Here is a 23560-nt window from a genome sequence, read left to right as displayed (position 1 = left end):
CTGAAGAGAACAAAAACGGCATTGGTCAAACACCGCGCGGTTGCGGATCATACCCATCCCGTCACCCGTTGTGACACCCCGTTTCGACACCCGGAGCACCGCATGAAAATCGTTGAGATCAGAGAGAAGACCATCCCCATAAGTTCGCCCATCCGCAACGCCTACATCGACTTCAGCAAGATGACGCTGAGCCTGGTGGCAGTCGTCACCGACGTCATCCGCGACGGCAAGGCGGTGGTGGGCTACGGCTTCAACTCCAATGGCCGCTATGGCCAGGGCAAGCTCATGCGCGAGCGCTTCATCCCGCGCGTGCTCGAAGCCAGCCCCGAATCACTGATCGACGACAGCGGCAAGAACCTCGACCCGCACAGGATCTGGAACGCCATGTTCACCAACGAAAAGCCGGGCGGCCACGGCGAGCGCTCCGTGGCCATCGGCACCATCGACATGGCCGTGTGGGACGCAGTGGCCAAGATCGAAGGCAAGCCGCTGTTCCAGCTGCTGGCCGACCGCTATGGCAACGGCACGCCGAACCGCAAGATTTTCGTCTATGCCGCCGGTGGCTACTACTACCCCGGCCAGGACCACGGCAAGCTGAAAGACGAAATGAAGAGCTACATCGACCGCGGCTACACCGTGGTCAAGAAGAAGATCGGCGGCGCTTCACTCGACGAAGACCTGCGCCGCATCGACTCCATCATGGAAGTGCTGCAGGACGGCCAGAAGCTGTGCGTGGATGCCAATGGCCGCTTCGACCTGGACACCGCCATCCAGTACGCCAAGGCGCTCTCGCAATACGACCTGTTCTGGTACGAGGAGCCCGGTGACCCACTCGATTTCGAGTTGCAGGCAGCCTTGCGCAACTACTACAAGAACCCCATGGCCACGGGCGAAGACCTGTTCTCCATGCAGGACGCGCGCAACCTGATCCGCTATGGCGGCATGCGCCCTGACCGCGACTGGCTGCAGTTCGACTGCGCACTGAGCTACGGCCTGGTGGAGTACCTGCGCACGCTGGACATGCTCAAGGAACACGGCTGGTCCGCAAGCCGCTGCATCCCGCACGGCGGGCACCAGATGTCGCTGAACATCGCGGCCGGCCTGGGCCTGGGCGGCAACGAGTCCTACCCGGACCTGTTCCAGCCGTTCGGCGGCTTCCCGGACGGCGTGCAGGTGGTCGACGGCCACGTCACCCTGCCCGACCTGCCGGGCATCGGCTTCGAAGGCAAGGCCGACCTGTATGCGCAGATGCAGGCACTGTCGGCCTGATCACCCCCTCAAAAACAGAACCTGAAGGAGACAAAGCCATGGGCATTTTGAAGCAAGGGGCTGCAGCCGCAGCCATCGGACTGGTTGCGATCAGCATCAGCACAACCGCATGGGCGGAATTTCCGGACAAGCCAATTACCTTGGTCGTCCCCTTTTCTGCTGGCGGCCCCAGCGACAAAATTGCCCGCGATCTGGCTGAGGCCCTGCGCAAGCCTTTGGCCCAGACCGTGATCGTCGACAACACTGCGGGCGCGGGAGGCACCATCGGTGCGGCGCGCGTCGCACGTGCCTCGCCGGATGGCTATACCCTGCTGGTGCACCACATCGGCATCTCCACCGCACCAGCGCTCTACAAGAAGCTGCCCTACAAAACGCTGGAAGACTTCGAGTACCTCGGGCTCATCAACGAAGCGCCTTCGACCCTGATCGGCAAGCCAGGCCTGGCGGCCAGCAACTTTGCGGACTTTCGCAAATGGATCAGCGCCAATGACGGAAAGGTCAACCTCGCGAATGCGGGCGTGGGCTCGGCATCCCACCTGTGCGGACTGGTGCTGCAGGCCACCCTGCAATCGAAGATGGTCTTCGTTCCCTACAAGGGAACGGCGCCTGCCATGACCGACCTGATGGGTGGACAGGTGGACCTGATGTGCGAGCAGGCCACCAACGCCGTGCCCCAGATCGAAGCGAAGAAGGTCAAGGCCTTTGGCGTCACCAGCAAGCAGCGCATGGCGTTGCCAGCGCTTGCCCAGGTGCCCACGCTGGCCGAAGCAGGCCTGGCCGGCTTCGAGATGTCGGTGTGGCATGGCGTTTATGCCCCCAAGGGCACGCCACCGGCGGTGCTGGCGAGGCTGAGTGCCGCCATCCGCGCAGCGCTCAAGGACCCCGAACTCATCCAGCGCGAGGAGGCACTCGGTGTGCGCATCGTGACCGACGCGCGCCTGGAACCTGCGGAGCACAAGAAATACGTAGAGGGCGAAATGAACCGCTGGGCCAGGATCATCAAGGACTCCGGGGAAACTGCGGACTGAAGGCCGAAAGCGGTCTCCAGGCCCCATCCGCCGAGGAGACCCGGGACTGCCAGGCCTCTCAGAACGGCACGCGGCCCCGCCAGATGTCCCGGTACATCGCCCAGTCCCCCATGAAGCTGTACAGGGGGCGCTTGAAGCTGGCCGGCTTGTTCTTCTCGAAGCCGAAATGCCCGACCCACGCGAAGCCGTAGCCGCACAGCAGGCCGACCAGCAAGAAGGACGGCTGCCGCGTGGCCACAGCCCAGGCCACGCAGAGAAGTGACAGGGTCGAGCCCACGAAATGCAGCCGTCGGCAGGTACGGTTGCTGTGCTCGGTCAGGTAGAACGGGTAGAACTCCGCGAAGCTCTTGAAGGCGCGCGGATCGGTCGGGGTGGCGCTGATGTCCATGGTGCCTGTCTCCGGTGGGCATTGTTGGTTGCTCCTGCTTTATACGCCCACGCATGCAGGGGTGGGCGTGCCGTATTTGACAGCGCGCCATGGGGATCTTCCAATAGGCCGCTTCGCCGATCCACGATTGCCTCCCCTGCCTTTGCCCTCTCCCCCTTGCTCCCTGACACAGGACGCAGCCGTACCCTGCAGTCCAAATGAAAGCGGCCCCGGCCGCGAGCACGCCATCGATGCGCTGCGCGGCTTTGCGCTGCTGGGCATCCTGGTCGTCAATGCGGGCAGCTTTGCCTCGACCTACTTTGGCCTCGGCGTGGCCGACCCCGCGTTCTCGCGGCCCGTGGACCATGCCGTGCGCTGGTTCATCAGCCTGGTCTTCGAGACCAAGTTCTACCTCTTGTTCTCGCTGCTGTTCGGCTACAGCTTTGCCTTGCAGATGGATGCCGCCCAGCGCTCCGGCAGCGCCTTCGTGCCGCGCTTGCTGCGGCGCCTGGCGGGGCTTTTGCTGCTGGGGATGGCCCATGCATGGCTGCTGTTTTCGGGCGACATCCTGGTGACCTATGCGCTGCTGGGTTTGTTGCTGCTGGCGCTGCGCCAACTGCGGCCGGGTACTGCGGTGGTGATGGCCGTGGCGCTGCTGGCGCTGGTGTCTGCGGGCTGGGGACTGCTCGCCTGGCTGATGTCGCTGGCGCCGCCGATGGACTGGCCGCTGGCCGAGATCCACGCCAAGGCACATCAGGCCGCACAGGCCTACCGTTCCGGGGCGATCGAGGCCATTGCCCAGCGCGGGCGCGACATGGCCGATGGCGTCTGGTTCGTGCTGGTGTTCGTGCAGGGGCCTTGCGCGCTGGCCATGTTCCTGCTGGGGCTGGCGGCCCATCGCTCGGGCTACCTGGCCACCATTGCGCTGCAGCCGGCACGCCTGCGCCGCTGGGTACTGTGCTGCCTGCCGGTAGGCGGCCTGGGTGCCTGGGTCTATGCCGCAGCGCAGAACAGCACCGTCCGCCAACCCGATCATGTGTCGGCCGCCACGCTCGCGCTGGACCTGGCGACAGCGCCCTTCCTCACCTTCAGTTATGTCGCGGCACTGCTCTGGGCCCTGCAGAGCGGAGCTGCAGGCCGCCGACTGGGCGCCTGGCTGGAACCTGCGGGCCGCATGGCGCTGTCCAACTACCTGCTGCAGTCCCTGGTGGGTGCACTGGTGTTCACGGCCTACGGCCTGGCGCTGGTGGGGCGGGTGTCGCCGCTGGCGGTGTTGCTGGGCTGCATGGCGCTCTATTCGGCACAGCTCGCGCTGAGCCGCCACTGGATGGCGGGGCACGCCTACGGTCCCATGGAGTGGCTGCTGCGTGCGTTCACGCTGCTGGGCTGGCCTGCATGGCGGCGTGCACCCCGGCCGGCAGAATGATCACCGGCCGATGGGCACGAGCTGATCGTCCGCCATGCCCACCAGCAAAGCCTTGCCGTCCGGCTGCACCCGGAATTCGCCAAAACGCGCCTGCTCCCAGCGGCTGGCGTCGCCCTCGGCGAAGTACCAACCGTCCGTCACCAGCGTCCAGTCGCCGTTCTTGGGCGTGAGCTGGATGCGGAACTCGCCGGGGGCAATGGGCGCATCGTACTTTTCGACGCGCTCCCAGGCCACCACGCCGCGCGCATCGAGCTGGCCCACGGCATAGGGCCGGCTGCCCAGCAGACCCTCCACGCCGGCTTCGCGCCGGTCGATATCGACCATGGGCGGCAGGGTGAAGCGCAGGCGCATGTAGTCGCCCTGCATCAGCGAGCGCGGGTCCACCGGGGCCAGGGGCACGTAGACCTTCTGGCCGTTGGCAATGGTGTTTTCCTTGTCAGCGATGCCGATGTTGGCCACGGCCACGGTGGCCACCGCACTCAGCGCCAGCAGCCAGGGGCCCATGCGGTGGGCCCAATGGCGGGCGGCATGGCCAGTTTCACCGGGCACCGCAGCGGCGCGTGGCGTGCGCAGCGCACTCCAGGCCAACACACCCAGCAGCGCACCGCAGCCCACGAGCACCATGGCCTTGGTGGTCAGGGGCCAGGCCAGCAGGTAATAGAAACCACCCATGATCCAGGTGCAGGCCAGGGCGGCCGCCGTGGCCTGGCCCCAGCGGCGGGTGGTGCCGGCGATGGCCAGGGCCAACAATGCGCTGCCGAGCAGGGGCGAGAACCAGCACAGCATGGCCAGCACCAACGCCACCACGGCAGCGCGGGGCTGGCGCAGCACCGGCCAGGCGCGCTGCGCGATGGCGGCGGCAACCAGCGCCAGCAGCACGCTGGCCGCCTGCACCAGCCATTGCAGCGCAAAGGCGCGCGGCCCGACCTCCCGGCCGACCTCGCGCACCAGCTCGCCACCGATGCCAGCACCGAACGCACCGCCCACCAGGAAGGTCTGGCCCGACAGGCCGCAGATGCCCCACAGCAGCACCAGCAGCCACCCGCAGGCCAGGGGCTCCAGCAGCGCCGCCAGCCAGTTGCCGGCCGTACCGCGGCCCAGCGCATGGCGCTGCCACAGCAGCAGCCCCACCCACACCGCGAGCACGCCATGCACCATGCTCCAGGGCACCAGCGGCGACAAGGCCCAGCGGCCATCGGAGCCGGGCCAGATGAGGACAGCGAACAGCACTGCCGCTCCCGCACCCAGCAGCACACGCAGCCAGGGCAAGGCCACCAGCGCGGCCACGCCCAGCGCCACCACCAGCATGAAGGCGGCCGCCGGCTGCAGGCCCATGTCGCGTCCGAAGGCAAAGCCCAGCAGGCCCGCGCCCGTCAGCAATGCCGGAAACGCCAGTTGCTCCAGGAAGATCGGCAGGTCCTTGCTGCGCAGGGCGGCCGTGGCGCCGGCCAGCACCACGGCGCCGATGAGGTAGGCGCCCGCGTCCCGCACGATCCACTCGCCAAAGAACAGGCCGAACATGGCCAGCAGCGGCAGCGCGGCCAGCCAGGCGCCCAGCGCCGTGAGCAGCACCACGGGCCAGGGGCGCGCCGTGCCGCCGGCACGGTGTGCATCCGCCGCCGAGGCGCCGGCCGGCAGAATGCCCTGCTCCACGGCGGCCTGCACAATGGTTTCAAGCGCACCGGGCTTGGGCACGGGCGCCGCAGCGCTTGCAGACCGATTCACGGGGTCGATGGACGCGTCGCTCATGCCGCGTCTCCTTGCTGCTGCGCGGCGCGGCGCGCCAGGCGCATCACCAGATTCACGGTTGCCGCCAAAAGCCCCGCGGCCACCAGGCCGATCAGCAGCAGCGAGCCCACGAAATCACCGAAGCGGGAGCCCGAGAACATGGCGCGCGCCAACCCCGTCACCAGCAGGATGTTGAGCCCCAGCGCCGCACCGCTGAGCAGGAAGATGTCGAAATGCGTGCGCATGCCCACCAACGCGGCAGCGGCGGCCAGCAGCACCAGGCCCAGGCCGTAGTGGCCCGCCACGGGTGAATGGAACAGGCCGCCGAGTGCGGTGAGCGTGACCAGCATCAGCGCCAGCGTGCCTGCGGTGCGCAGCGCCCAGACGCCCGCACCGGTGAAGCGCTGCGCCTGCGGCAGCATGGCCGCCGCCACGGCCAGCGCGGCGCCCAGGGAGACCAGATGCACCGTCATGTCCGCAGGCGATACGCGCCAGCTGTGGCCCGTGTGCGCCTGCGCCCACAGCGAGATGCCGACCATGGCCACCAGGGTCCAGGGCACCCACACCACATCGCTGCGCACGGCCAGCGCCAGGGGCAGCGTGAGCACGGCCCACACGGCAAACAGCTGCCAGGGGTCGGCCCCGGTCTGGTAGGTCTGCCCGAAGTAGGCGAACAGCGCGCCCGTGCCCAGCAGCGCCAGCATGGCCAGCGGCGCACGCGCACCGGCCCGGAACGCAGCGCCTGCGCACATGGCCAGCACGAAGCCCTGCAGCAGCGCAAAGCGCATGAAGCGGCCCAGGCTCTCCCAGTTGGCAGCGATCCACATCACCAGCCCCAGACCGCCGAGCGCCGCCGCGATGACCGCGACGGTGCGCCACAGCGTGGTGTGCAGGGCGGCGGGCGGGCGGTCGAACCCCGCCAGCCCGAGCAGGCGCGTGGCGGCCGGTCGGTCCAGCGTGTGCTGGCGGGCCAGCTCGAACAGGGCGGTGCGCAGGGTCATGGGAGGGGCCTTTGGCTCAGGACAGGGAAATAAAGTCGCGGATCGCCATCAGCGTACCGTCGGGCGCCTCGCTCATCTGGTTGTGGCCCACGGGCAGGCTGGTGGTGTGCACCACCTTGCCCGCGGCGCGTGCAGCGGCCACCAGGCCCTGCGCGGCCTTGGGCGCGGTCATCTGGTCCTGCGCGCCCAGCGCGAACAGTACCGGGCACCGCACGGCCGCCATGGCCTGCTCGCCGTTGGCATAGCTGTCGCAGGCCACGAAGCCGCGGTGGAACACGTTGACCGCAGTGTTGCTGCGCAGCACCTTGCGGCCCAGCGCCATGCCGGCGTTGTAGACCCAGAAGCCCGCGCCCGAAGGCGGCGCCAGCGTGCTGCGCGAGAACACGTTGACCATGCGCAGCGCCTTCTCGGGCTCGTTGAGCGCCGCATCGATCAGCGCCGGCGAGACCTTCATCGGGTAGGCCGTGCCCACCAGCACCAGGTGGCTCACGCGCTCGCCCAGGCGGGCCGCGGCCTCCAGCGCGATCAGCGAGCCGAAGCTGTGGCCCACCAGTGCCGCGCGCTGCACGCCTGCGGCATAGAGCAGCGCAGCGATGAAGTCGGCCCCCGCCTCCACGCTGGCCGGCGCCTCGCCCGCGCTGCGGCAATGACCGGGCAGGTCCACCGCCAGCACGTTCCAGCCATGGTTGGCCAGGTAGCGGCTTTGCAGGGCCCACACGCTGTGGTCGTTGAGCACGCCGTGGACCATGACCACGGTGGGCAGTGCGGGGTTGAACGCCTTGCCGCCGGTGTAGCAGTAGGTGGTGTGGCCGTTGACTTGGATCTGCATACGGATGGGTCCTCTTTGTTCGCTTGTCTTTGTTGCGTTGTGGTGGTGTCGGGTGCGATGCCGGCCTCAGCGCGGCGGCACGCCGGCAGCCAGGTCGTCCAGCACCTGGATCCAGCGCTGCGCTGCGTCGCGCACCTTGGCGCTTGCATCGCTGGCGGCCGTGGCCTCGGCCAGCGGGCGCTCGGCGGCCGCCTCGCTGCGCCAGTAGTCCAGGGCCAGCACGGCCAGGTAGCGCACCGTCTCGTCGCCATCGTGCGCCACGGCATGGGCCAGCGCGGGCACGGCGCGTGCACCGGCCTCGGCGCCCAGGGCCCGGTCGCCCAGCGCCATGGCGGCATGCTGGCGCACCACGGTCAGGGGCGAGTGCAGGCCGCGCACGGCTTCATCCACCTCGTGCGGGCGCAGCGTGCAGGTGCCCGAGCCGGGGCGCAGCCATTGCTCCACCAGCGGCAGCAGTACGGGCCGCACGGCGGGCAGGGACTCGATGGGGCGGTAGTCGAGCGGCAGCGGGTCGAGCGCGTGGTTGCGGAACGCGCCGTAGGGCGATGTCAGGCCCTGGGCCACGCATTCATCGCTGAGCGTTCCGGCCTGGGCCTGTTCCAGCAGCCAGGCGCTTTCGCCCAGATGCGCCAGCGCACCGGCGCAGATATTGCGCCCGGCCTGGGCCCGGTGGCGCATGCTGCCGCGCGGCACGGCTTTGAGCACCTGCGTACGCAACGCGGCCAACACCTCGGGCCTGGCCGCACCGATCTCGCCCAGCAGGCGCGCGGCCTCGCATTGCGTTGACGTGCGCTCCAGCAGTGACAGCAAAGCGGGGATGGCGGCAGGTCCGAAAGCCCGCAGGGCGCGCTGCGCCGCTTCGCCATGGCGCTGGGCCTGCGCGCGCGTTAGCCCCAGTTCGGGGGCAGGCTGGTGCGCCAGGCAAGCCAGGTGGTAGCGCAGGCGCTCGGCATCGGGCAACTCTGCGACGCGCCGGGCCTCGGCCAGGTCGGCAGCATGGCCGGGCAGCAGCCGGGCAAATGCCTCTTCGCCCACACAGCGCTGGGCGATGGCGATGCCCTCGTCGCTGTCCTCGTGCAGCAGCACGGCAAAGCCGGGCGTGAGCCGGTCGGCCACGGGCGACGCTTGCAGGGCGGCACGCAACCGGTGGCACACGCTCACCAGCGCATCGACGCAGCGGCGGTCTGCGGCCTCCCATTGCGCCACGTCGCCGCCCTGGGCCTCGGTCGCCAATGCGGCCTGGGCAGAGGCCATGGCGGCGCTGTCCGAGGACATCTCGGGCCAGCGCCAGTCGGCAGGGTTCCAGCGCAGGCTGTGGAGCGTGCCGCCGTCATCTTCCGGTTCCACCTCGGCCAATGCCGCCTCGCTGCCCATGGATACGGTAGGCAGGTAGATGGGGCCATCGAGTTCGCGGTACATGCCTGCGAGCGCCACGGCGTAGACGTCGCCGCACAGCGGGTGTGCCTGCAACGCGGGCAGCACCAGCGCCAGCGCGTCGTCCAGCAGCGTCTGCTCGAAGGCCTGCCAGTCCATGGCGGGTGCCTTGTCAGCCATCACCGGGCTCAGGCCGCCTTCTCCGCGGCCTTGAGGGCGCGCTTGAGGTCGTCGATCAGGTCATCGGCATCCTCCAGCCCGATGGACAGGCGGATCGTGCCCTGCGTGATGCCGGCATTCACCAGCGCCTCGTCGCTCATGCGGAAGTGCGTGGTGCTGGCCGGGTGGATCACCAGGCTGCGGCAGTCGCCCACGTTGGCCAGGTGGCTGAAGACCTTGAGCGCCTCGATGAACTTCTTGCCCTGCTCGCGGTTGCCTTTGAGGTCGAAGCTGAACACCGAGCCCGCGCCGCGCGGCAGCAGCTTCTGCGCCAGGGCGTGGCTGGGGTGCGATTCGAGCATGGGGTGGCCCACACGCGAGACAAAGGGCTGGCTGGCCAGGAACTCGACCACACGCGCCGTGTTGCGCATGTGCCGCTCCATGCGCAGCGGCAGGGTCTCGATGCCCTGCAGGATCAGCCAGGCGGTGTGCGGGCTCATGCAGGCGCCGAAGTCGCGCAGGCCTTCGCGGCGCGCGCGCAGCAAGAAGGCGCCCACCGAGCTTTCCTCGCTGAACACCATGTTGTGGAAACCCTCGTACGGCTCAGTCAGCTCGGCGAACTTGCCTGCCGAGCGCGGGCCGTCCCAGTCGAAGCTGCCGCCATCGACCACGATGCCGCCCACCACCGTGCCGTGGCCCGAGAGGAACTTGGTGGCCGAGTGGTAGACCAGGTCGGCGCCAAGCTCCAGCGGCTTCATGAGCCAGGGCGAGGTCAGGGTCGAATCGACCAGCAGCGGCACACCCGCCTCGTGCGCAATGGCACTGATGGTGGGGATGTCCAGCACATCCAGGCCCGGGTTGCCCACGGTCTCGCCGAAGAACAGCTTTGTATCGGGCCGCACGGCCGCGCGCCAGCCGTCAATGTCGCCGGGCTTGACGAAAGTGGTCGCTATGCCGAAGCGCGACAGCGTGTAGTGCAGCAGGTTCTGCGAGCCGCCGTACAGCGCCGTGCTGGCCACGATGTGACTGCCCGCGCCCATCAAGGTGCAGATGGCCAGGTGCAGCGCGGCCTGGCCGCTGGCGGTGGCGATGGCACCCACGCCGCCTTCCAGGGCCGACACGCGCTGCTCCAGCACCGCATTGGTGGGGTTGCTGATGCGGCTGTAGACGTGGCCGGGCCGCTCCAGGTTGAACAGCGAGGCGGCGTGGTCGCTCGATTCGAAGACGAACGAGGTGGTCAGGTGGATCGGTACGGCGCGTGCGCCGGTGGCGGGGTCGGGTGTGGCTCCGGCGTGCAGCGCAAGCGTGTCAAAGCCGGGGTCGGAGTAACCGGGCATCCAATGTCTCCCATGTTGTCGGTGCTGGCAGGCATTGTGGGCTATATTTCATGCGAACAGGCCTGTTGCGCCCCACCGAGCCCCATTGGAGACCGATCATGAAAGTCAGCGATATCCTTCGCGTCAAAGGCAACACCCTTTACACCGTGACCCCCGACGAACCGCTGGCCAATGCCGTGGACATCATGGCCGACCGCGACATCGGCTCGCTGGTGGTGATGGAGCTCGGTGACCTGGTGGGCATGCTCACCTTCCGCGAAGTGATCCAGGCCATCGTCAAGAACGGCGGCAGCGTGGGCACGCTGCAGGTGCGCTCGGCCATGGACGATCACCCGCTGACCTGCACCCTTGAAACCGACATGGACGAGGTGCGCCGCATGATGCTGGACCGCCACGCCCGCTACATGCCGGTGATGGACAAGAAGATGCTCATGGGCGTGATCAGCTTCTACGACGTGGCCAAGGCCGTGGTGGACAGCCAGAACTTCGAGAACAAGATGCTCAAGGCCTACATCCGCGACTGGCCAGAGGAAGAATCGGGCGGCTGAGCGCGGACTGCGCCAACGCACCCTGATTGCCGCCGCCCCGGTCCGCATCCATGCGGTTGTTGCTGCGCCTGTGTACCTGCCTGGCCTGCTGGTTCGTGCTGACGGGCTGGGCTGCGCCGGCGGCGATTGCCTTGTCTGCGGTGGCAGATGCCAGCTCGCTGGGCTTGCGGGCAGAGGTGCTTGAAGACAAAACCCGGGCACTGGGCATTGCCGACGTCCTCGCAGCGCCGGATCTGCCCTGGCGTGCCAACGGCACCGAGGTGCTCAATTTCAGCTTTTCCCACTCGGCGTACTGGGTGCACCTGCGCCTGCACAACGACACGGCCGCACCGCTGACGCGGTTGCTGGAGACGGCGTCGGCGCTGCAGGACGTGGTGGACCTGCACGTGGTGCACCGTGGGCAGATCACCGAGACCGTTGCCACGGGCGACCGGCGGCCGTTTGCCAACCGACCCCTGCCCTACCGGTATCCCGTGTTCCCGCTGGCGGTGGCACCCGGCGAGACGCTGGACCTGTACCTGCGGCTCGACACGCACGATGGCCTGTTCGAGGCCATGCCCCTGGTCCTGCGCACCCCCCAGGGATTTCTCAGGCACAGCCAGACCGAGAGCGTGGCCTTTGGTGCCTACTACGGTGCCATCGTGGCGCTGCTGCTGTACAACCTGCTGCTGTTCGCGCTGGTGCGCGACGGGCTGTTTCTGAAGTACGTGCTGTACCTTGCGGCCTACCTTACCTGGAACCTGTGCTTTACCGGCATCGGCTTTCACTACCTGTGGCCTGGCGCACCGGACCTGAACAACCAGATGCTGGCAGTGGCAGTGCCGCTGATCTTCGTAGCGTTGACGGCTTTCTCTGCCAGCTACCTGCAGACACGCACCCGCGCACCGCGGTTGCACCGAACGATGGTTGGCCTGGTGGTGCTGTGCACCTTGCAGCCCATCACGGGGCTGCTCGACTTTTACGCAGCCACGTTCATCACCATCCTTCCCATCGGCGCGGCCATGCTGGTGGTGCAGATGATTGCGGCATTGCGCATCGCCGTGGCGGGCTACCGCCCCGCGCGCTTTTATGTGCTGGCCTCTTCGGCACTGGCGCTGGGGGCGTTGGTCACCTTCCTCAAGGTGTTCGACCTGGTGCCATCGAGCCCGCTGGTGGAGTACAGCCTGAACATCGGATCGGCACTCGAATTCATTTTGCTGGCCCTGGCGCTGGCAGACAAGATGAACCAGTTGAAGGCCGAGAAACTGGCGGCAGAGCAGCAGGCCCTGGCCGTGCAGACCGCACTGGCACAAGACCTGGACCGCAAGGTGCACGAGCGCACCCAGGCCCTGGAGCTGGCCAACGCGCAGCTGCAGACGGCCGCCATCACCGATGCGCTGACAGGCATCTACAACCGGCGCTATTTCGACACCCTCCTGCGCCGTGAATTCAACCGGTGCATGCGCCAGCAGGCATCGCTGGCGCTGTGCGTCATCGACATCGACAACTTCAAGAAGTACAACGACCGGTTTGGACACCAGCAAGGCGACGAGGCCCTGAAGGCCGTGGCACAGGCGCTGGCGCAGCGGGTGCAGCGATCTACGGACCACCTGTTTCGCGTGGGGGGTGAGGAATTCGTGGTGCTGATGGCGGGCCAGACGCGTGCCAGCGCCATGGGCCACCTGGAGATCCTGCGCCTGGCCGTCCAGGCCCTGGCCATGCCGCATCCCGACAACCCGGCGCAGGTGGTGACCGTCTCCTGCGGCATGGCCTGGAGCGAGGTCATGCAAGGCGAACCCGATGCCCTGTATGCCCAGGCCGACCAGGCGCTGTACCGCGCCAAGCAGGCCGGGCGCAACCAGTCGGCGCAGTAGCCAGCCACCGGTTGCCCACTCTGGGATAATCGCTGCCCATGAGCGGCAACACCATCGGTACCCTATTCGCTGTCACCAATTTTGGTGAATCCCACGGCCCGGCCATTGGCTGCGTGATCGACGGCTGCCCGCCGGGCATGCTACTGACCGAGGCGGACATCCAGGCCGACCTGGACCGCCGCCGCCCCGGCACCAGCCGCCACGTGACCCAGCGCAACGAGCCCGATGCGGTGGAGATCCTCTCGGGCGTGTACGAGGGCAAGACCACCGGTACCCCCATCGCGCTGCTGATCCGCAACACCGACCAGCGCAGCAAGGACTACAGCAACATCTCCGAGAGCTTTCGCCCGGGCCATGCCGACTACACCTACTGGCACAAGTACGGCATCCGCGACCCGCGCGGCGGCGGCCGCTCGTCGGCACGCCTGACGGCACCCACCGTGGCTGCGGGCGCCGTGGCCAAAAAATGGCTGGCCGAGCAGTACGGCACGCAGTTCCGCGCCTGCATGACGCAACTGGGCGAGCTGCCCATCCCCTTCGAGAGCTGGGACCATGTGCGCCAGAACCCCTTCTTCGCCCCGGTGGCCGACGTGCAGCAGTACGAGGACTACATGGACGCGCTGCGCAAGGCCGGTGATTCGTGCGGCGCGCGCATCCGCATCTCGGCCAGCGGCGTGCCCGTGGGCCTGGGCGAGCCGCTGTACGACAAGCTCGACGCCGACATCGCCCACGCCATGATGGGCCTGAACGCCGTCAAGGGCGTGGAGATCGGCGCCGGCTTCGACAGCGTGGCCCACCGCGGCACCATGCACGGCGATTCGATGACGCCCCAGGGCTTTCGCACCAACCACGCCGGCGGCGTGCTCGGCGGCATCAGCACCGGGCAGGACCTGGAAGTGTCGATAGCGATCAAGCCCACCAGCTCCATCATCAGCCCGCGCGAGTCCATCGACATCCACGGCCAGCCCACCGAGGTGATCACCAAGGGCCGCCACGACCCCTGCGTGGGCATCCGCGCCGCGCCGATTGCCGAGGCGCTGCTGGCGCTGGTGGTGATGGAGCACGCCCTGCGCAACCGTGCCCAGTGCGCGGACGTGGTGCGCGAGGTGGCGCCCATCCAGGCGTCGTTCCTTTGAACGCCTACGCACAAAGCGCCGCGCGCCGCCGGCCGCTGGCGTTCGCCGCGTCTGCCCTGGCAGCAGCCGCCCTGCTGGCGGGCTGCGCATCCCCACCCGCGCCACCCACCCACATCGACATCGGCCTCATCGCCTTCAACGACCTGCACGGCAACCTGGAACCGCCGCGCATGGCACTGAACGTGGCCGCGCCCGACGGCAGCGGCCAGGCGCGCGTGCCCGCAGGAGGCGCGGCCTACATGGCCAGCGCCATCGCGCACCTGAAGACCCTGCACAGGCACCATGCGGTGGTGGCGGCGGGCGACATGGTGGGCGCATCGCCCCTGGTGTCGGCCTTGTTCCTCGACGAGCCGACGATCGAGGCCGTCAACCGCATGGGCATCGACTTCAACGCCGTGGGCAACCACGAGTTCGACAAGGGCTGGCGCGAGCTGCTGCGCCTCAAAAACGGCGGCTGCGAGAAGCACACGGTGCGCGTGCCCTGCCAGCTCAACCCCACCTTCCCGGGCACCAACTTCGGTCTGCTGGCAGCGAACACCTCGCACGACGACGGCCGCCCGCTGCTGCCGCCCACCGGCATCAAGCGCTTTACCGAGGGCGGCGTCACGGTCAGCGTGGGCTTCATCGGCCTGACCCTGCGCGGCACGCCCGCGATGGTGGCGCCCGCCGGCGTGGCCGGCCTGCGCTTTGCCGACGAGGCCGATACCGTCAACGCACTGATCCCGGGCCTGCGCGCCCAGGGGGCCGATGTGATCGTGGTCATGGTGCACGAGGGCGGCGAGACCGAGGCGGCGCTGGGCGAGACCAGCTGCAAGGGCCTGAGCGGCGACATCCTGCCCATCCTGGAGCGGCTCGACCCTGCGGTGGACGTGGTGGTCTCGGGCCACACGCACCGCTCCTACCTGTGCGACTACGGCACCGTGAACCCCGCCCACCCGCTGCTGCTGACCAGCGCCGGCCAGTACGGCACGCATGTCACCGACATCAGCCTGCGCGTGAACACCGCCACCCGCCGCGTGGTGCGCAAGAGCGCACGCCAGGTCATCGTGCAGGGCGAGGGCTTCACCAGCGGGTCTACCACCTTCGCCGTGGACACACGCTTCCCCGTCTTCGCGCGCGATGAGGGCGTGTACGCCATCGTGGAGCGCTACCGCGCCGCCGCCGAGCCTCAGGCCCAGCGCCCCGCAGGGCGCCTCACCGGCCCTGTCTCGCGCGAGCCTGCTGCGTCGCTCGAAACCTCCATGGGCAACCTGATCGCCGACGCACAGTTGCTTGCGGCCCAGGGCCCGGGCCTGAATGCCCAGATCTCCTTCATGAACCCCGGCGGTGTGCGCGGCGTTCTGGTGCCTGGTGCGGATGGCCAGGTGCGCTATGGCCAGATGTTCACGGCACAGCCGTTTGGCAACAGCCTGATGGTGCAGTCGTTCACGGGTGCACAGGTGAAAGCCATCCTTGAGCAGCAGTTCGCCAGCGGCACCAACACCGCGCAGAGCCCTCGGGTGCTGTCGGTCTCCAAGGGCTTCACCTACCGCTATGACCTGCGTTTGCCTGCGGGTCAGCGGGTGAGTGGGGTGTTGCTCAATGGGCAGCCGCTGCGATCCGATGCTGTGTACCGGGTGGTGGTGAGCAGTTTTCTGGCTACCGGCGGGGACAACTTCACTGTGTTCACGCAGGGGCTGGATGGGTTGGGGGCGGGGCAGGATCTGGATGCGTTGGAGGCTTACTTCTCGGCTGCTGGGGGGGCTGTCGTTCCCCCGGCTACGGATCGGATTGTGCGGGTGGATTTGCCCTGATCCTTCAGGGTTCGTTTCTGGCTTCGTGCCTGTGTGGAGGGCGGAGGCCGGGGTGTGCGCCCGGCGGCGCACCTACCTTCTTTTGCTTCGTCAAAAGAAGGTAGGCCAAGAAAAGACGACCCCGCTGCCCGTGTCCCCCTCGCCGGTGGTGAGGGGGCAGCCTGCGATGCTCGGTCCTGGGGTGCACCGCGGAACTCGCTGCGTTCGCCCTTCGGACGAACTCCGCTCGGACAACCGCGGTGAGTCAGTTCACGATGCGCGTGTCCTTCGGCACGCGCTCACCCCAGGCCCTGCGCTTCTCGGCACGGTCAGAAGGGGGTGGGATCGGGCTCCACTCGGGCCATCGCTCCGCTCGGCCTGTGGTCCTTCGCTGCGCTCGGCTCGCCAGAGCGATCGCCCAGCGCGTCGGCAGCGCGCAGCGCGAACCGACACCCGGCGTAGCTGCGAAGCAGCAGCCGTGGGGACCCCGCTCCCCACCCCTTCTGGCTGCGCCGAGAAGCGCAGGGCCTGGGGTGGGTGCGTGTGCCGAAGGACACACGCACTTCGTGATCTGGCTTGCCGCAGCTGTTTGAGCGAAGTTCGAAGAACGTAGCGAGTTCTGCGGCACCACCCCAGGACCGAGCATCGCAGGTTGCCCCCGTTCGCCCGACAGGGCGAATGGGGGACGCAGACTGGGGGTCGCCTTTTCTTGGCCCACCTTCTTTTGGCGACGCAAAAGAAGGTGGGTGCGCCGCCGGGCGCACACCCCGGCCTCCGCCCTCAGCCCAGGCGCGCACCATCAGAGCGAAGCGGCACCCACACAACAAATCAGAACTCGTAGTTCGCCGACAGCCAGAGGCGACGCCCATCCTGGCTGTTCGTATACAAGTTCCGATAGTTCGTCACCGCAGGCGCCCCCGGCACCGTATACGCCGTGTAGTCCACAAAATCCTTGTTGAACAGGTTGTACACCGCCGCATTGACCGTGAACTGCGGCGTGACCTTGTAGCTGCCTCCCACATGGAACTGCGTGTACGCCCTGAAGTCCCCCAAAGCCGCCTTCGCAGCCCGCGTATCCGCCGTAGTCCCCGGATCGCGGAACCGCTCGCTGCGGTACTCCGCACGCAGCCACACATTCCACTGCCGCGAAGGCTCCCAGTTCAGCCGCGCATTGAGCGCATGCTCCGGCGTATCCATGAGGGTATTGCCCACATTCGGCCCGCTCTTCTGCTCGCTCTTCATGTAGGTGTAGTTGGCCGTTGCCGACCAGCCTTGTTGCTCGGGATGCGCATGCTCAGTTCGAGCCCGCGTCACGGCCTCGTCCACATTGATGGACTGGCCAAACGCATCCACACACGGTTGCAACGCGCGTGTACGCACGCATGCGCCGCCCTCAGTACACATCGCGCCGGTAGCGCCCGCTGCGCACCAGCCCGGCCATGGGCACGGGCCCGAGCAGGCCGGCGAGCGCCATGTCCACGCCCTGCGCCATGCCCTGCAGGCTGCCGCACACGTAGATGGCCGCGCCCTGCTCCTCGACCCAGGCGCGCACGGTGGCGGCCTGCGCCTGCAGCAGGTCCTGCACATAGACCTTGTGGGCCGGGTCGTCGCGCGAGAAGGCCAGGTCAAGCCGTGTGAGAGCCCCACTGGCCTGCCAGGCGGTGAGCTCGTCGCGAAAGAGGAAATCGTGCGCAGCGTTGCGCTCGCCGAAGAGCAGCCAGTTGGGCCCGGCACCGGCCTGCGCCCGGGCCCGCAGGTGGCTGCGCAGGCCGGCGATGCCCGTGCCATTGCCCACCAGGATCAGCGGGCGCGCAGCATTGTCTTCGAGCCGGAAATTGCGGTGCGCGCGCAGGCGCATTGGCACCGCGGCGCCCACCTGCGCCCCCTCGGTCAGCCAATGCGATGCCAGGCCTGGCGTGCCGTCCTCGCGTGTGGCCTGGCGCACCACCAGGTGCACACGGCCATCGCTGGCGAGCGAGGCGATCGAATACTCGCGCGGGTGCTCCATGTCGCCGGGCACGCACACCTGCACCAGGTCGCCCGACTCCCATGCAGCCGCCGCGCCAGCGGGCGGTGCCAGCTCCACCAGGTGCACGGGCGCCCCCTCGCTGCCGGGGTTCAGGTGGCTGCGCGCTGCCAGGGTCCATGGGCCAAAAGCGGGTGCTTCCCACGCGGGCAACTCGCTCAGGCTCGATACCTGCGCCAGTTGGTGCTGCCAGGCCGTGAGCGCGGCAGGCGCGCCGTTGTCCATCTCCACGCGCTCGAACAACGGTGTGGCGCCGCGCGCGCGCAGCCATGCGTCAAGCTGGCGGCCAAAGCCGCAGAAGTGGGCGTACTGGCGGTCGCCCAGCGCCAGCAGGCCGTACTGCAGTTGCGACAGGTCCGGCATGGCTTCATCACCCGCCCCCATGTACGCCTCCTGGAAGGCCGCAGCATTGTCGGGCGCATCGCCCTCGCCGTAGGTGCTGGCCAGGAACAGGGCACGCCGGCTGCGCGCGAGCAAGACGGCGTCGAGCTTGTCGAGCGCGCACAGGTGCACAGGCTCACCCGCCGTGTGCAGCAGGCGTGCCGTCTCGCGCGCCAGTTCTTCGGCCTGGCCAGTCTGGCTGGCGTACACCACCAGCAGCGGCTGCACGCCTTCGCGCGCGGATGCCAAGGCCAGGGCCTGCACGGCCTGTGCCTGGTGCCTGCGCTGCTCGCGCAGCCAGATGGCGGCGCACAGGGCGGCGTACAGCAGCACCAAAGCGACGGCAGCGGCCAGCCGCACGGCGGGGTCGGAACCATTCATGAAAATTCGGGGAAGTGCGCAGCAAACGCCGGGCTCGCAGTCCATACCGGACCTTGCGCAGTGCGCTCACACAGCAACGCAGCCACCCCTTGCTCCAGAGCAAAGGTCAGGCCTGCTGCGGGCCCCAGCACGGTGAGCACCGTGGCCAGGGCATCGGCATGCATGCATTCCTGGTGCAGCACCGTCACACTGGCCAGCGCATGCACCACGGGCTCGCCAGTGCGCGGGTCGATGGTGTGCGAGTAGCGCCGGCCCCCGTGGTCAAAGGCATGCCAATGGTCGCCCGATGTAGCGATGGCCATGCCCTGGAGAGGCAGCGCCCGGGCCGAGCCAGCCTCGCCTGCCACGGCCACGCGCCAGGGCTGGCCGCCGGGGCGTGTGCCGCTGGCGCGCAGCTCGCCACCGACCTCGGCCAGAAAATCCACCCAGCCCTGCGCCTGCAGGGCCTGCACCACCAGGTCCACTGAGTAGCCCTTGGCAATGCCCGACAGATCCAGCTGCAGGCCCCCGGGCTGCAGCGCCTGCTGCCCCTCGTCGCGCAGCACCAGGCCTGCGCCCACGCTGTGCGGACGCAGGGCCTGCAGCTCCTGCGCCGAAGGCATCGTGGCGGGAGCCATGTGGTCGGCCTGCGGGTCGTGCCGGGGGCCGAAACCCCAGCGGCCCACCAGTTGCCCCACGCCCACATCGAACGCACCGCCACTGGCCAGCGCCCAATGCTGCGCAGCCTGCAGCACGGTGAAGAACTCGGGCGACAGCGCATGCCAGCTGCCCGCGGGCGCGCGGTTGAAGCGGGAGACCTCCGATTCGGATTCCCAATTGCTCATCTGGCGCACGACCAGGGCCAGCGCCTCTTCGATGGCGGCGCGCACGGGTGCCAGCGGCACGAACTGCGGATTGCACAGCCGCACCGACCAGGTGGTGCCCATGGCCTCGCCGACCAGGGTCTGCAAGACAGCGGGATCGGCAGCGCGCACAGGCACATGCGGGGCGGCATGGCCAGCCCCGCCGAACGATGCCAGGGCAGGAAGAGGCGCCGCAGCAACGGCTGCGCGCCCGAACCCCTGCCCGTACTGCACCTGGATGCTCATGCGCGCCGAAACCTTACCTGCAACAGATCAAGGCAAAACTTCGAGCGTGCCCACGTACGAGAGACGACGCTCCTTGGCCTGGGGCAGCGAGGTCTTCTCGTCCTTGGCATCGGCATCCACCCAGTACATGCCGGCGGCAGGCCAGGTCACGCTGAACTCGCCCTTGGCATCGGTGGTGGCCTTGATCTCGCCGATCTTGTCGCGGTAGCGGGTGGAACCGGCGATCAGCACCACTTCGAGGTTGGCGGCGGGCTTGCCGTCCACGTGGAAGGCAAACGTGGCCTTCTCGCCCTTCACGAGGTCATTGGGGTGCGTCACGGGCACCAGCTCCAGTCCCTGGCCTGTGGGCTTGATGGCGCTGGGCTTGCCCACCGTCACGAAGGTCTCGATGCGGCCTGCCGACTGCGTCACCTTCAGCTCCTGCGCGTCCGCAGGCACTTCGGCCGCGAACTTCTCGGCCGTGCCGCGCCAGCGCTTGTTCTGGCCGGCCTTGTCCTTGTAGCTCGCGTTCAGGCCGCTGCTGACCACGGCCAGGTGGTAGGTGCCGGTCTGTGTAAGGTTCAGGTCGAACACGCTGCGCAGCTTGCCGCGGTGCGAATTCTCGGGCTTGACGGCGGAGCCATCGGGGGCCACCACCACGAGGTTGTCCAGGCCCAGCGGGAAGTGGTTGAAGAAGAACAGGTCGTTGGAGACGGCGGCATCCACCGTGATCCACTCGGCCTTGGAGAGCACGGTGGTCGATGGCAGCAGCCACACGTTGTGGGCCTGGGCCGAGAAGGCACCGCACAGCAGGGCGATGCAGGTGGCGATACGGGTCTTGAATTGCATGAAGGTACTCCGGATATTCGTTAAAGGGTTCACGGCTTGAGGTCGAGGGTGACCTCGCCCAGCTCGCTGCTGCCCTTGGCACTGAGCTGCTGGGCCTTGGCGGCAGGCCAGGTGAAGGGAATCGTCACCAGTTCACGGCCGCCGACCTCGCGCGAGGCCTCGACCACCAGCTTGTAGCTGCCGGCGGGCAACGTGGCCAGTTGCTTGGTGCCTTCGTTGAAAGCCACCTGGTGCTTGCCGACGGGGCGCGTGGGGCTGGTCACGCCATCGATGGGAACCGTGAGCTCACGGCCCGTGCGGCGCCACCACTGGCGCAGGTCCTTGAGCCACTTGGCGCCCTCTTCGTTCTTCATCTTCACGTCGTACCAGACCGCAAGGGTCGAGGCCACCGAGTTGTCGGCACGCTCGACCCACATCGCCACGTAGGGGCGGTGGTATTCGGCCACGTCCAGGCGCGGGATCTCCACGCCCACGCCCAGGCCAGCGGCAAACGCCGGGGCACCCAGGCATGCGCCCAGCGCTATGCTGTAGCGCAGGTGCAAATGCTTTGTCACAGGCATTCTTTTCTTCTTTCGGTTCAGTGGATAAACAGGAGCGCCAGCACCACCGGGATCACCAGCCCCATGCCCACCATGGGCCAGGTGAAGGGGCGGTTGCCCGCGTGCATCTTGAGAATGAACAGGCCGGTGACGGTGAACACCAGGCAGGCGGCAGCGAAGATGTCGATGAACCAGCTCCAGGCGGCACCGGTGTTGCGCCCCTTGTGCAGGTCGTTGAGGTAAGAGATCCAGCCCCTGTCGGTGCGCTCGTACTCGGCCTCGCCGTCGGCCAGGTTCACGCGCAGCCAGGCATCGCCGCCAGGGCGCGGCAGCGAGATATAGATTTCATCGGCCGACCACTCGGCCTCGCGGCCCGCCGTGTCCAGCGACCACTGCGTGCGCGCCCAGGCCTGCAAGGCCTCGGGCAGTGGGGCACGGTCTTTCGGCGGCGCAGGCAAGGCCTTGAGCGTGGTCAGCAGTGCATCGGGTACGGGGGCCTGCTGGCTCACCACCTTGGGTTTGGACTCGATCTGCCCGGCATGGTTGAGCGTGAAGCCCGTGACGGCAAACAGCAGCATGCCGATCAGGCACATGGCCGAGCTGACCCAATGCCATTCGTGCAGCGTCTTGAGCCAGTAAGACCGGCGCCGGTTGTCCTGTGGTTTGTTCATTCCTGGAGGGGTGCGCGCGATGGAGCCTTGTCAGGCGGTGCGCCGAGTGCGAAGCCCGTATTCTAGTTTCAGAGAATGACAACCATTTGCATTTGCAAAATCTTTACCTTGCCTGGTGCAAGGAGATGGCCTGCAGCATGGCACACAAGGCTTGCAGGCACCCAATCAACAAGAATGGTTATCATTCACAGGTTTTCAGCAGCACCGCACCGCGTACCTTCCACCACTCCATGTCCTTCCCGCACGCGCTGACCGATCTCTACGTACAGCACCATGGCTGGCTGCGCAGTTGGCTGCAGCGGCGGCTGGGCCATGCGGGGGATGCGGCCGACTTTGCCCAGGACACCTACCTGCGCGTGATCGAATCGCGCACCGTGCTGGCCGACATCCGCGAGCCGCGCGCCTTCCTGACCACCGTAGCCAAGCGCGTGGTGGCCAACCACCTGCGCCACCGCGAGATCGAACGCGCCTACCTCGAGACGCTGGCCCACATGCCCCAGCCGCTGGCGCCCTCACCCGAGGAGCGCGCCATCGTGCTGGAGGCACTGCTGGAGATCGATGCCATCCTGGACGGCCTGCCGCCCAAGGTGCGCATCGCCTTCCTCTGGGCGCAGCTCGACGGCATGCCCTATGCCGAGATTGCCGAGCGCATGGGCGTCTCGCTGAGCTCGGTCAAGCAGTACATGGCGCGCGCCATACGGCACTGCTACTTTCCAGGGGCAGGCGCATGAGCGCCCACCCGCCCCCTCACCCCGGCACGGCCCTGCCCGCGCCTGTCGTGGATGCCGCGGTGCAATGGCTGGTGCACCTGTGGTCCGGTACGGCCACCCCCGAGAGCCGCGCTGAATGGCAGCGCTGGCGCGCCGCCCACCCGCAGCACGAGCAGGCCTGGCAACAGATCGAGGCCACCGACACGCGCCTGCGCGGGCGCACGGCCGGCATGGTCACGGCCGCCACCGCCGTGGCCACGCTGGCCGGCCCGCCATCACCCCGCCGGCGCCATGCGCTGCGCGGCCTCGGCGGCCTGGCCGCTGGCGGTGTGGCCGCCTGGCTGGGCTATGAGCAACTGCCCTGGCGCGGCTGGGGTGCCGACCTGCGCACCGCCCGGGGCGAGCAGCGCAGCACCACCCTGCCCGACGGCACGCGCATCATGCTCAACACCGGCAGCGCGCTCGACGTGCGCTACACCGCTGGCCTGCGCCGCCTGCACCTGCGCGAGGGCGAGGTGCTCATCACCACCGCACCCGATGATGCGGCCACGCCGCCGCGCCCCTTCGTGGTGGACACGCCCGCAGGCCGCATCCGCGCCCTGGGTACCCGCTTCACGGTGCGGCACGATGGCAGCGCCAGCGAGGTCGCCGTGTACGACGGCGCGGTGGAGCTGAGCCCCCTGGACAGGCCGGACGCCACCGTGCGTGTCGACGTAGGCCAATCGGCCCGGCTCGCATTCGGTGCCGCCACCGCCCCCAGTGCCGGCGCAGCGGACCCGGCCTGGGCCGAGGGCGTGCTGGTCGCTTCCGACATGCGCCTATCGGACTTCGTGGCCGAGCTGCGGCGCTACCGCAGCGGCGTGATCAGCCTGGCACCCGAGGTGGCGCACCTGCGCCTGTCGGGCGTGTTTCCGCTGGAGGACACGGACCGCATCCTGCAATCGCTGGCCCAGGTGCTGCCGGTGGAGGTGCGGGTGCCGGTGCGCTACTGGGTGCGCATAGGCCCTTCGGCCTGAGCGCCGGTGCGCAGCGGCAGGCGTGCAGGCCTGTGAGAACTATTTCACGCCCGGCCTGTACCTTCTGCGCCTTCGCGTGACAAGGAAGGGAAT

Annotated in this window: 21 protein-coding genes; 9 read left to right on the top strand and 12 right to left on the bottom strand. The window is 68.2% G+C overall.

Annotated elements, in window-relative coordinates:
• The first annotated feature begins 102 nt into the window (after positions 1-102).
• Both ACSQ9E_RS04925 and ACSQ9E_RS04920 read left to right on the top strand, forming a co-directional pair.
• Positions 103-1269, top strand: a complete 1167-nt coding sequence (locus ACSQ9E_RS04925; RefSeq protein WP_436217064.1) for a mandelate racemase/muconate lactonizing enzyme family protein — start codon at positions 103-105, stop codon at positions 1267-1269.
• A gap of 38 nt (positions 1270-1307) precedes the next feature.
• Entirely contained in the window at positions 1308-2297 is a 990-nt protein-coding gene (locus ACSQ9E_RS04920) for a tripartite tricarboxylate transporter substrate-binding protein (RefSeq protein ID WP_436217063.1), read from the top strand.
• Positions 2298-2355: 58 nt separating this feature from the next.
• On the opposite strand, the gene ACSQ9E_RS04915 is transcribed toward ACSQ9E_RS04920, so the two are convergent.
• Positions 2356-2685 (bottom strand): Mpo1-like protein, encoded by a 330-nt coding sequence (locus ACSQ9E_RS04915; protein ID WP_436217062.1) that lies wholly within the window; start codon positions 2683-2685, stop codon positions 2356-2358.
• Positions 2686-2911: 226 nt separating this feature from the next.
• Here ACSQ9E_RS04915 and ACSQ9E_RS04910 point away from each other — a divergent pair, with 226 nt between their 5' ends.
• A complete protein-coding gene (locus ACSQ9E_RS04910) occupies positions 2912-4090 on the top strand; it encodes a DUF418 domain-containing protein (protein WP_436220186.1) in 1179 nt (392 codons plus the stop codon).
• Here the strand turns inward: ACSQ9E_RS04910 and ACSQ9E_RS04905 are convergent, their stop codons facing one another.
• The 5 genes from ACSQ9E_RS04905 to ACSQ9E_RS04885 all read right to left on the bottom strand — a co-directional run bounded on the left by ACSQ9E_RS04905 (position 4091) and on the right by ACSQ9E_RS04885 (position 10518).
• On the bottom strand, positions 4091-5839 hold the full coding sequence (locus ACSQ9E_RS04905; protein WP_436217061.1) for a GDYXXLXY domain-containing protein: 1749 nt from the start codon (positions 5837-5839) through the stop codon (positions 4091-4093).
• On the bottom strand, positions 5836-6819 hold the full coding sequence (locus ACSQ9E_RS04900; protein WP_436217060.1) for a DUF2157 domain-containing protein: 984 nt from the start codon (positions 6817-6819) through the stop codon (positions 5836-5838). The genes ACSQ9E_RS04905 and ACSQ9E_RS04900 overlap by 4 nt, the downstream gene beginning before the upstream one ends.
• A gap of 16 nt (positions 6820-6835) precedes the next feature.
• Positions 6836-7648, bottom strand: a complete 813-nt coding sequence (locus ACSQ9E_RS04895) for an alpha/beta fold hydrolase (protein WP_436179266.1) — start codon at positions 7646-7648, stop codon at positions 6836-6838.
• A gap of 66 nt (positions 7649-7714) precedes the next feature.
• Positions 7715-9202 (bottom strand): DUF4303 domain-containing protein, encoded by a 1488-nt coding sequence (locus ACSQ9E_RS04890; protein ID WP_436217059.1) that lies wholly within the window; start codon positions 9200-9202, stop codon positions 7715-7717.
• 8 nt (positions 9203-9210) lie between these two features.
• On the bottom strand, positions 9211-10518 hold the full coding sequence (locus ACSQ9E_RS04885) for an O-acetylhomoserine aminocarboxypropyltransferase (protein ID WP_436217058.1): 1308 nt from the start codon (positions 10516-10518) through the stop codon (positions 9211-9213).
• 98 nt (positions 10519-10616) lie between these two features.
• Between ACSQ9E_RS04885 and ACSQ9E_RS04880 the strand changes: the two genes are divergently transcribed.
• The 4 genes from ACSQ9E_RS04880 to ACSQ9E_RS04865 are packed head-to-tail and all read left to right on the top strand — an operon-like array spanning position 10617 to position 15848.
• A complete protein-coding gene (locus ACSQ9E_RS04880; RefSeq protein WP_057202397.1) occupies positions 10617-11066 on the top strand; it encodes a CBS domain-containing protein in 450 nt (149 codons plus the stop codon).
• Between the two features lie 50 nt (positions 11067-11116).
• Entirely contained in the window at positions 11117-12919 is a 1803-nt protein-coding gene (locus tag ACSQ9E_RS04875) for a diguanylate cyclase (protein ID WP_436217057.1), read from the top strand.
• Between the two features lie 38 nt (positions 12920-12957).
• A complete protein-coding gene (aroC, locus tag ACSQ9E_RS04870; protein WP_436217056.1) occupies positions 12958-14055 on the top strand; it encodes a chorismate synthase in 1098 nt (365 codons plus the stop codon).
• Complete coding sequence (locus tag ACSQ9E_RS04865; RefSeq protein ID WP_436217055.1) at positions 14052-15848, top strand: bifunctional metallophosphatase/5'-nucleotidase; 1797 nt, start codon at positions 14052-14054, stop codon at positions 15846-15848. The genes aroC and ACSQ9E_RS04865 overlap by 4 nt, the downstream gene beginning before the upstream one ends.
• An 807-nt stretch (positions 15849-16655) precedes the next feature.
• Here the strand turns inward: ACSQ9E_RS04865 and ACSQ9E_RS04860 are convergent.
• From ACSQ9E_RS04860 to ACSQ9E_RS04835, 6 genes are read right to left on the bottom strand one after another with little or no spacing between them, the layout of a single operon-like run.
• The gene (locus ACSQ9E_RS04860) at positions 16656-17180 is read right to left on the bottom strand and encodes a TonB-dependent receptor domain-containing protein (RefSeq protein WP_436217054.1); all 525 of its coding nucleotides are present in this window, start codon (positions 17178-17180) and stop codon (positions 16656-16658) included.
• A gap of 40 nt (positions 17181-17220) precedes the next feature.
• Positions 17221-18615 carry a sulfite reductase subunit alpha gene (locus ACSQ9E_RS04855; protein WP_436217053.1) on the bottom strand — a complete coding sequence of 465 codons (1395 nt, stop codon included), beginning with the start codon at positions 18613-18615 and terminating at the stop codon, positions 17221-17223.
• The gene (locus ACSQ9E_RS04850; protein WP_436217052.1) at positions 18612-19703 is read right to left on the bottom strand and encodes an FAD:protein FMN transferase; all 1092 of its coding nucleotides are present in this window, start codon (positions 19701-19703) and stop codon (positions 18612-18614) included. The genes ACSQ9E_RS04855 and ACSQ9E_RS04850 overlap by 4 nt, the downstream gene beginning before the upstream one ends.
• A 27-nt stretch (positions 19704-19730) precedes the next feature.
• A complete protein-coding gene (locus tag ACSQ9E_RS04845) occupies positions 19731-20531 on the bottom strand; it encodes a DUF4198 domain-containing protein (RefSeq protein ID WP_436217051.1) in 801 nt (266 codons plus the stop codon).
• Between the two features lie 29 nt (positions 20532-20560).
• Positions 20561-21091 carry a DUF2271 domain-containing protein gene (locus ACSQ9E_RS04840; RefSeq protein WP_427999799.1) on the bottom strand — a complete coding sequence of 177 codons (531 nt, stop codon included), beginning with the start codon at positions 21089-21091 and terminating at the stop codon, positions 20561-20563.
• Between the two features lie 17 nt (positions 21092-21108).
• The gene (locus ACSQ9E_RS04835) at positions 21109-21741 is read right to left on the bottom strand and encodes a PepSY-associated TM helix domain-containing protein (RefSeq protein WP_436217050.1); all 633 of its coding nucleotides are present in this window, start codon (positions 21739-21741) and stop codon (positions 21109-21111) included.
• A 230-nt stretch (positions 21742-21971) separates the two neighbouring features.
• Between ACSQ9E_RS04835 and ACSQ9E_RS04830 the strand changes: the two genes are divergently transcribed.
• Both ACSQ9E_RS04830 and ACSQ9E_RS04825 read left to right on the top strand, forming a co-directional pair.
• Complete coding sequence (locus ACSQ9E_RS04830; RefSeq protein ID WP_436217049.1) at positions 21972-22472, top strand: sigma-70 family RNA polymerase sigma factor; 501 nt, start codon at positions 21972-21974, stop codon at positions 22470-22472.
• On the top strand, positions 22469-23467 hold the full coding sequence (locus ACSQ9E_RS04825; RefSeq protein WP_436217048.1) for a FecR domain-containing protein: 999 nt from the start codon (positions 22469-22471) through the stop codon (positions 23465-23467). The genes ACSQ9E_RS04830 and ACSQ9E_RS04825 overlap by 4 nt, the downstream gene beginning before the upstream one ends.
• Positions 23468-23560 lie beyond the last annotated feature (93 nt).

This window comes from Acidovorax sp. LjRoot118, from assembly GCF_964253575.1.
Taxonomy (GTDB): Bacteria; Pseudomonadota; Gammaproteobacteria; order Burkholderiales; family Burkholderiaceae_C; genus Acidovorax.
This window is presented reverse-complemented; position numbering and strand designations above follow the sequence as displayed.

Excerpts from the sequence above, each read along its gene's own strand:
- ACSQ9E_RS04850 (WP_436217052.1), bottom strand. The coding sequence starts at position 19,703 with ATGAGCATCCAGGTGCAGTACGGGCAGGGGTTCGGGCGCGCAGCCGTT.
- ACSQ9E_RS04840 (WP_427999799.1), bottom strand. The coding sequence starts at position 21,091 with ATGCCTGTGACAAAGCATTTGCACCTGCGCTACAGCATAGCGCTGGGC.
- ACSQ9E_RS04845 (WP_436217051.1), bottom strand. The coding sequence starts at position 20,531 with ATGCAATTCAAGACCCGTATCGCCACCTGCATCGCCCTGCTGTGCGGT.
- ACSQ9E_RS04825 (WP_436217048.1), top strand. The coding sequence starts at position 22,469 with ATGAGCGCCCACCCGCCCCCTCACCCCGGCACGGCCCTGCCCGCGCCT.
- ACSQ9E_RS04855 (WP_436217053.1), bottom strand. The coding sequence starts at position 18,615 with ATGAATGGTTCCGACCCCGCCGTGCGGCTGGCCGCTGCCGTCGCTTTG.
- ACSQ9E_RS04885 (WP_436217058.1), bottom strand. The coding sequence starts at position 10,518 with ATGCCCGGTTACTCCGACCCCGGCTTTGACACGCTTGCGCTGCACGCC.
- ACSQ9E_RS04925 (WP_436217064.1), top strand. The coding sequence starts at position 103 with ATGAAAATCGTTGAGATCAGAGAGAAGACCATCCCCATAAGTTCGCCC.
- ACSQ9E_RS04905 (WP_436217061.1), bottom strand. The coding sequence starts at position 5,839 with ATGAGCGACGCGTCCATCGACCCCGTGAATCGGTCTGCAAGCGCTGCG.
- ACSQ9E_RS04920 (WP_436217063.1), top strand. The coding sequence starts at position 1,308 with ATGGGCATTTTGAAGCAAGGGGCTGCAGCCGCAGCCATCGGACTGGTT.
- ACSQ9E_RS04895 (WP_436179266.1), bottom strand. The coding sequence starts at position 7,648 with ATGCAGATCCAAGTCAACGGCCACACCACCTACTGCTACACCGGCGGC.
- ACSQ9E_RS04835 (WP_436217050.1), bottom strand. The coding sequence starts at position 21,741 with ATGAACAAACCACAGGACAACCGGCGCCGGTCTTACTGGCTCAAGACG.
- ACSQ9E_RS04915 (WP_436217062.1), bottom strand. The coding sequence starts at position 2,685 with ATGGACATCAGCGCCACCCCGACCGATCCGCGCGCCTTCAAGAGCTTC.
- ACSQ9E_RS04830 (WP_436217049.1), top strand. The coding sequence starts at position 21,972 with ATGTCCTTCCCGCACGCGCTGACCGATCTCTACGTACAGCACCATGGC.
- aroC (WP_436217056.1), top strand. The coding sequence starts at position 12,958 with ATGAGCGGCAACACCATCGGTACCCTATTCGCTGTCACCAATTTTGGT.
- ACSQ9E_RS04890 (WP_436217059.1), bottom strand. The coding sequence starts at position 9,202 with ATGGCTGACAAGGCACCCGCCATGGACTGGCAGGCCTTCGAGCAGACG.
- ACSQ9E_RS04875 (WP_436217057.1), top strand. The coding sequence starts at position 11,117 with ATGCGGTTGTTGCTGCGCCTGTGTACCTGCCTGGCCTGCTGGTTCGTG.
- ACSQ9E_RS04880 (WP_057202397.1), top strand. The coding sequence starts at position 10,617 with ATGAAAGTCAGCGATATCCTTCGCGTCAAAGGCAACACCCTTTACACC.
- ACSQ9E_RS04900 (WP_436217060.1), bottom strand. The coding sequence starts at position 6,819 with ATGACCCTGCGCACCGCCCTGTTCGAGCTGGCCCGCCAGCACACGCTG.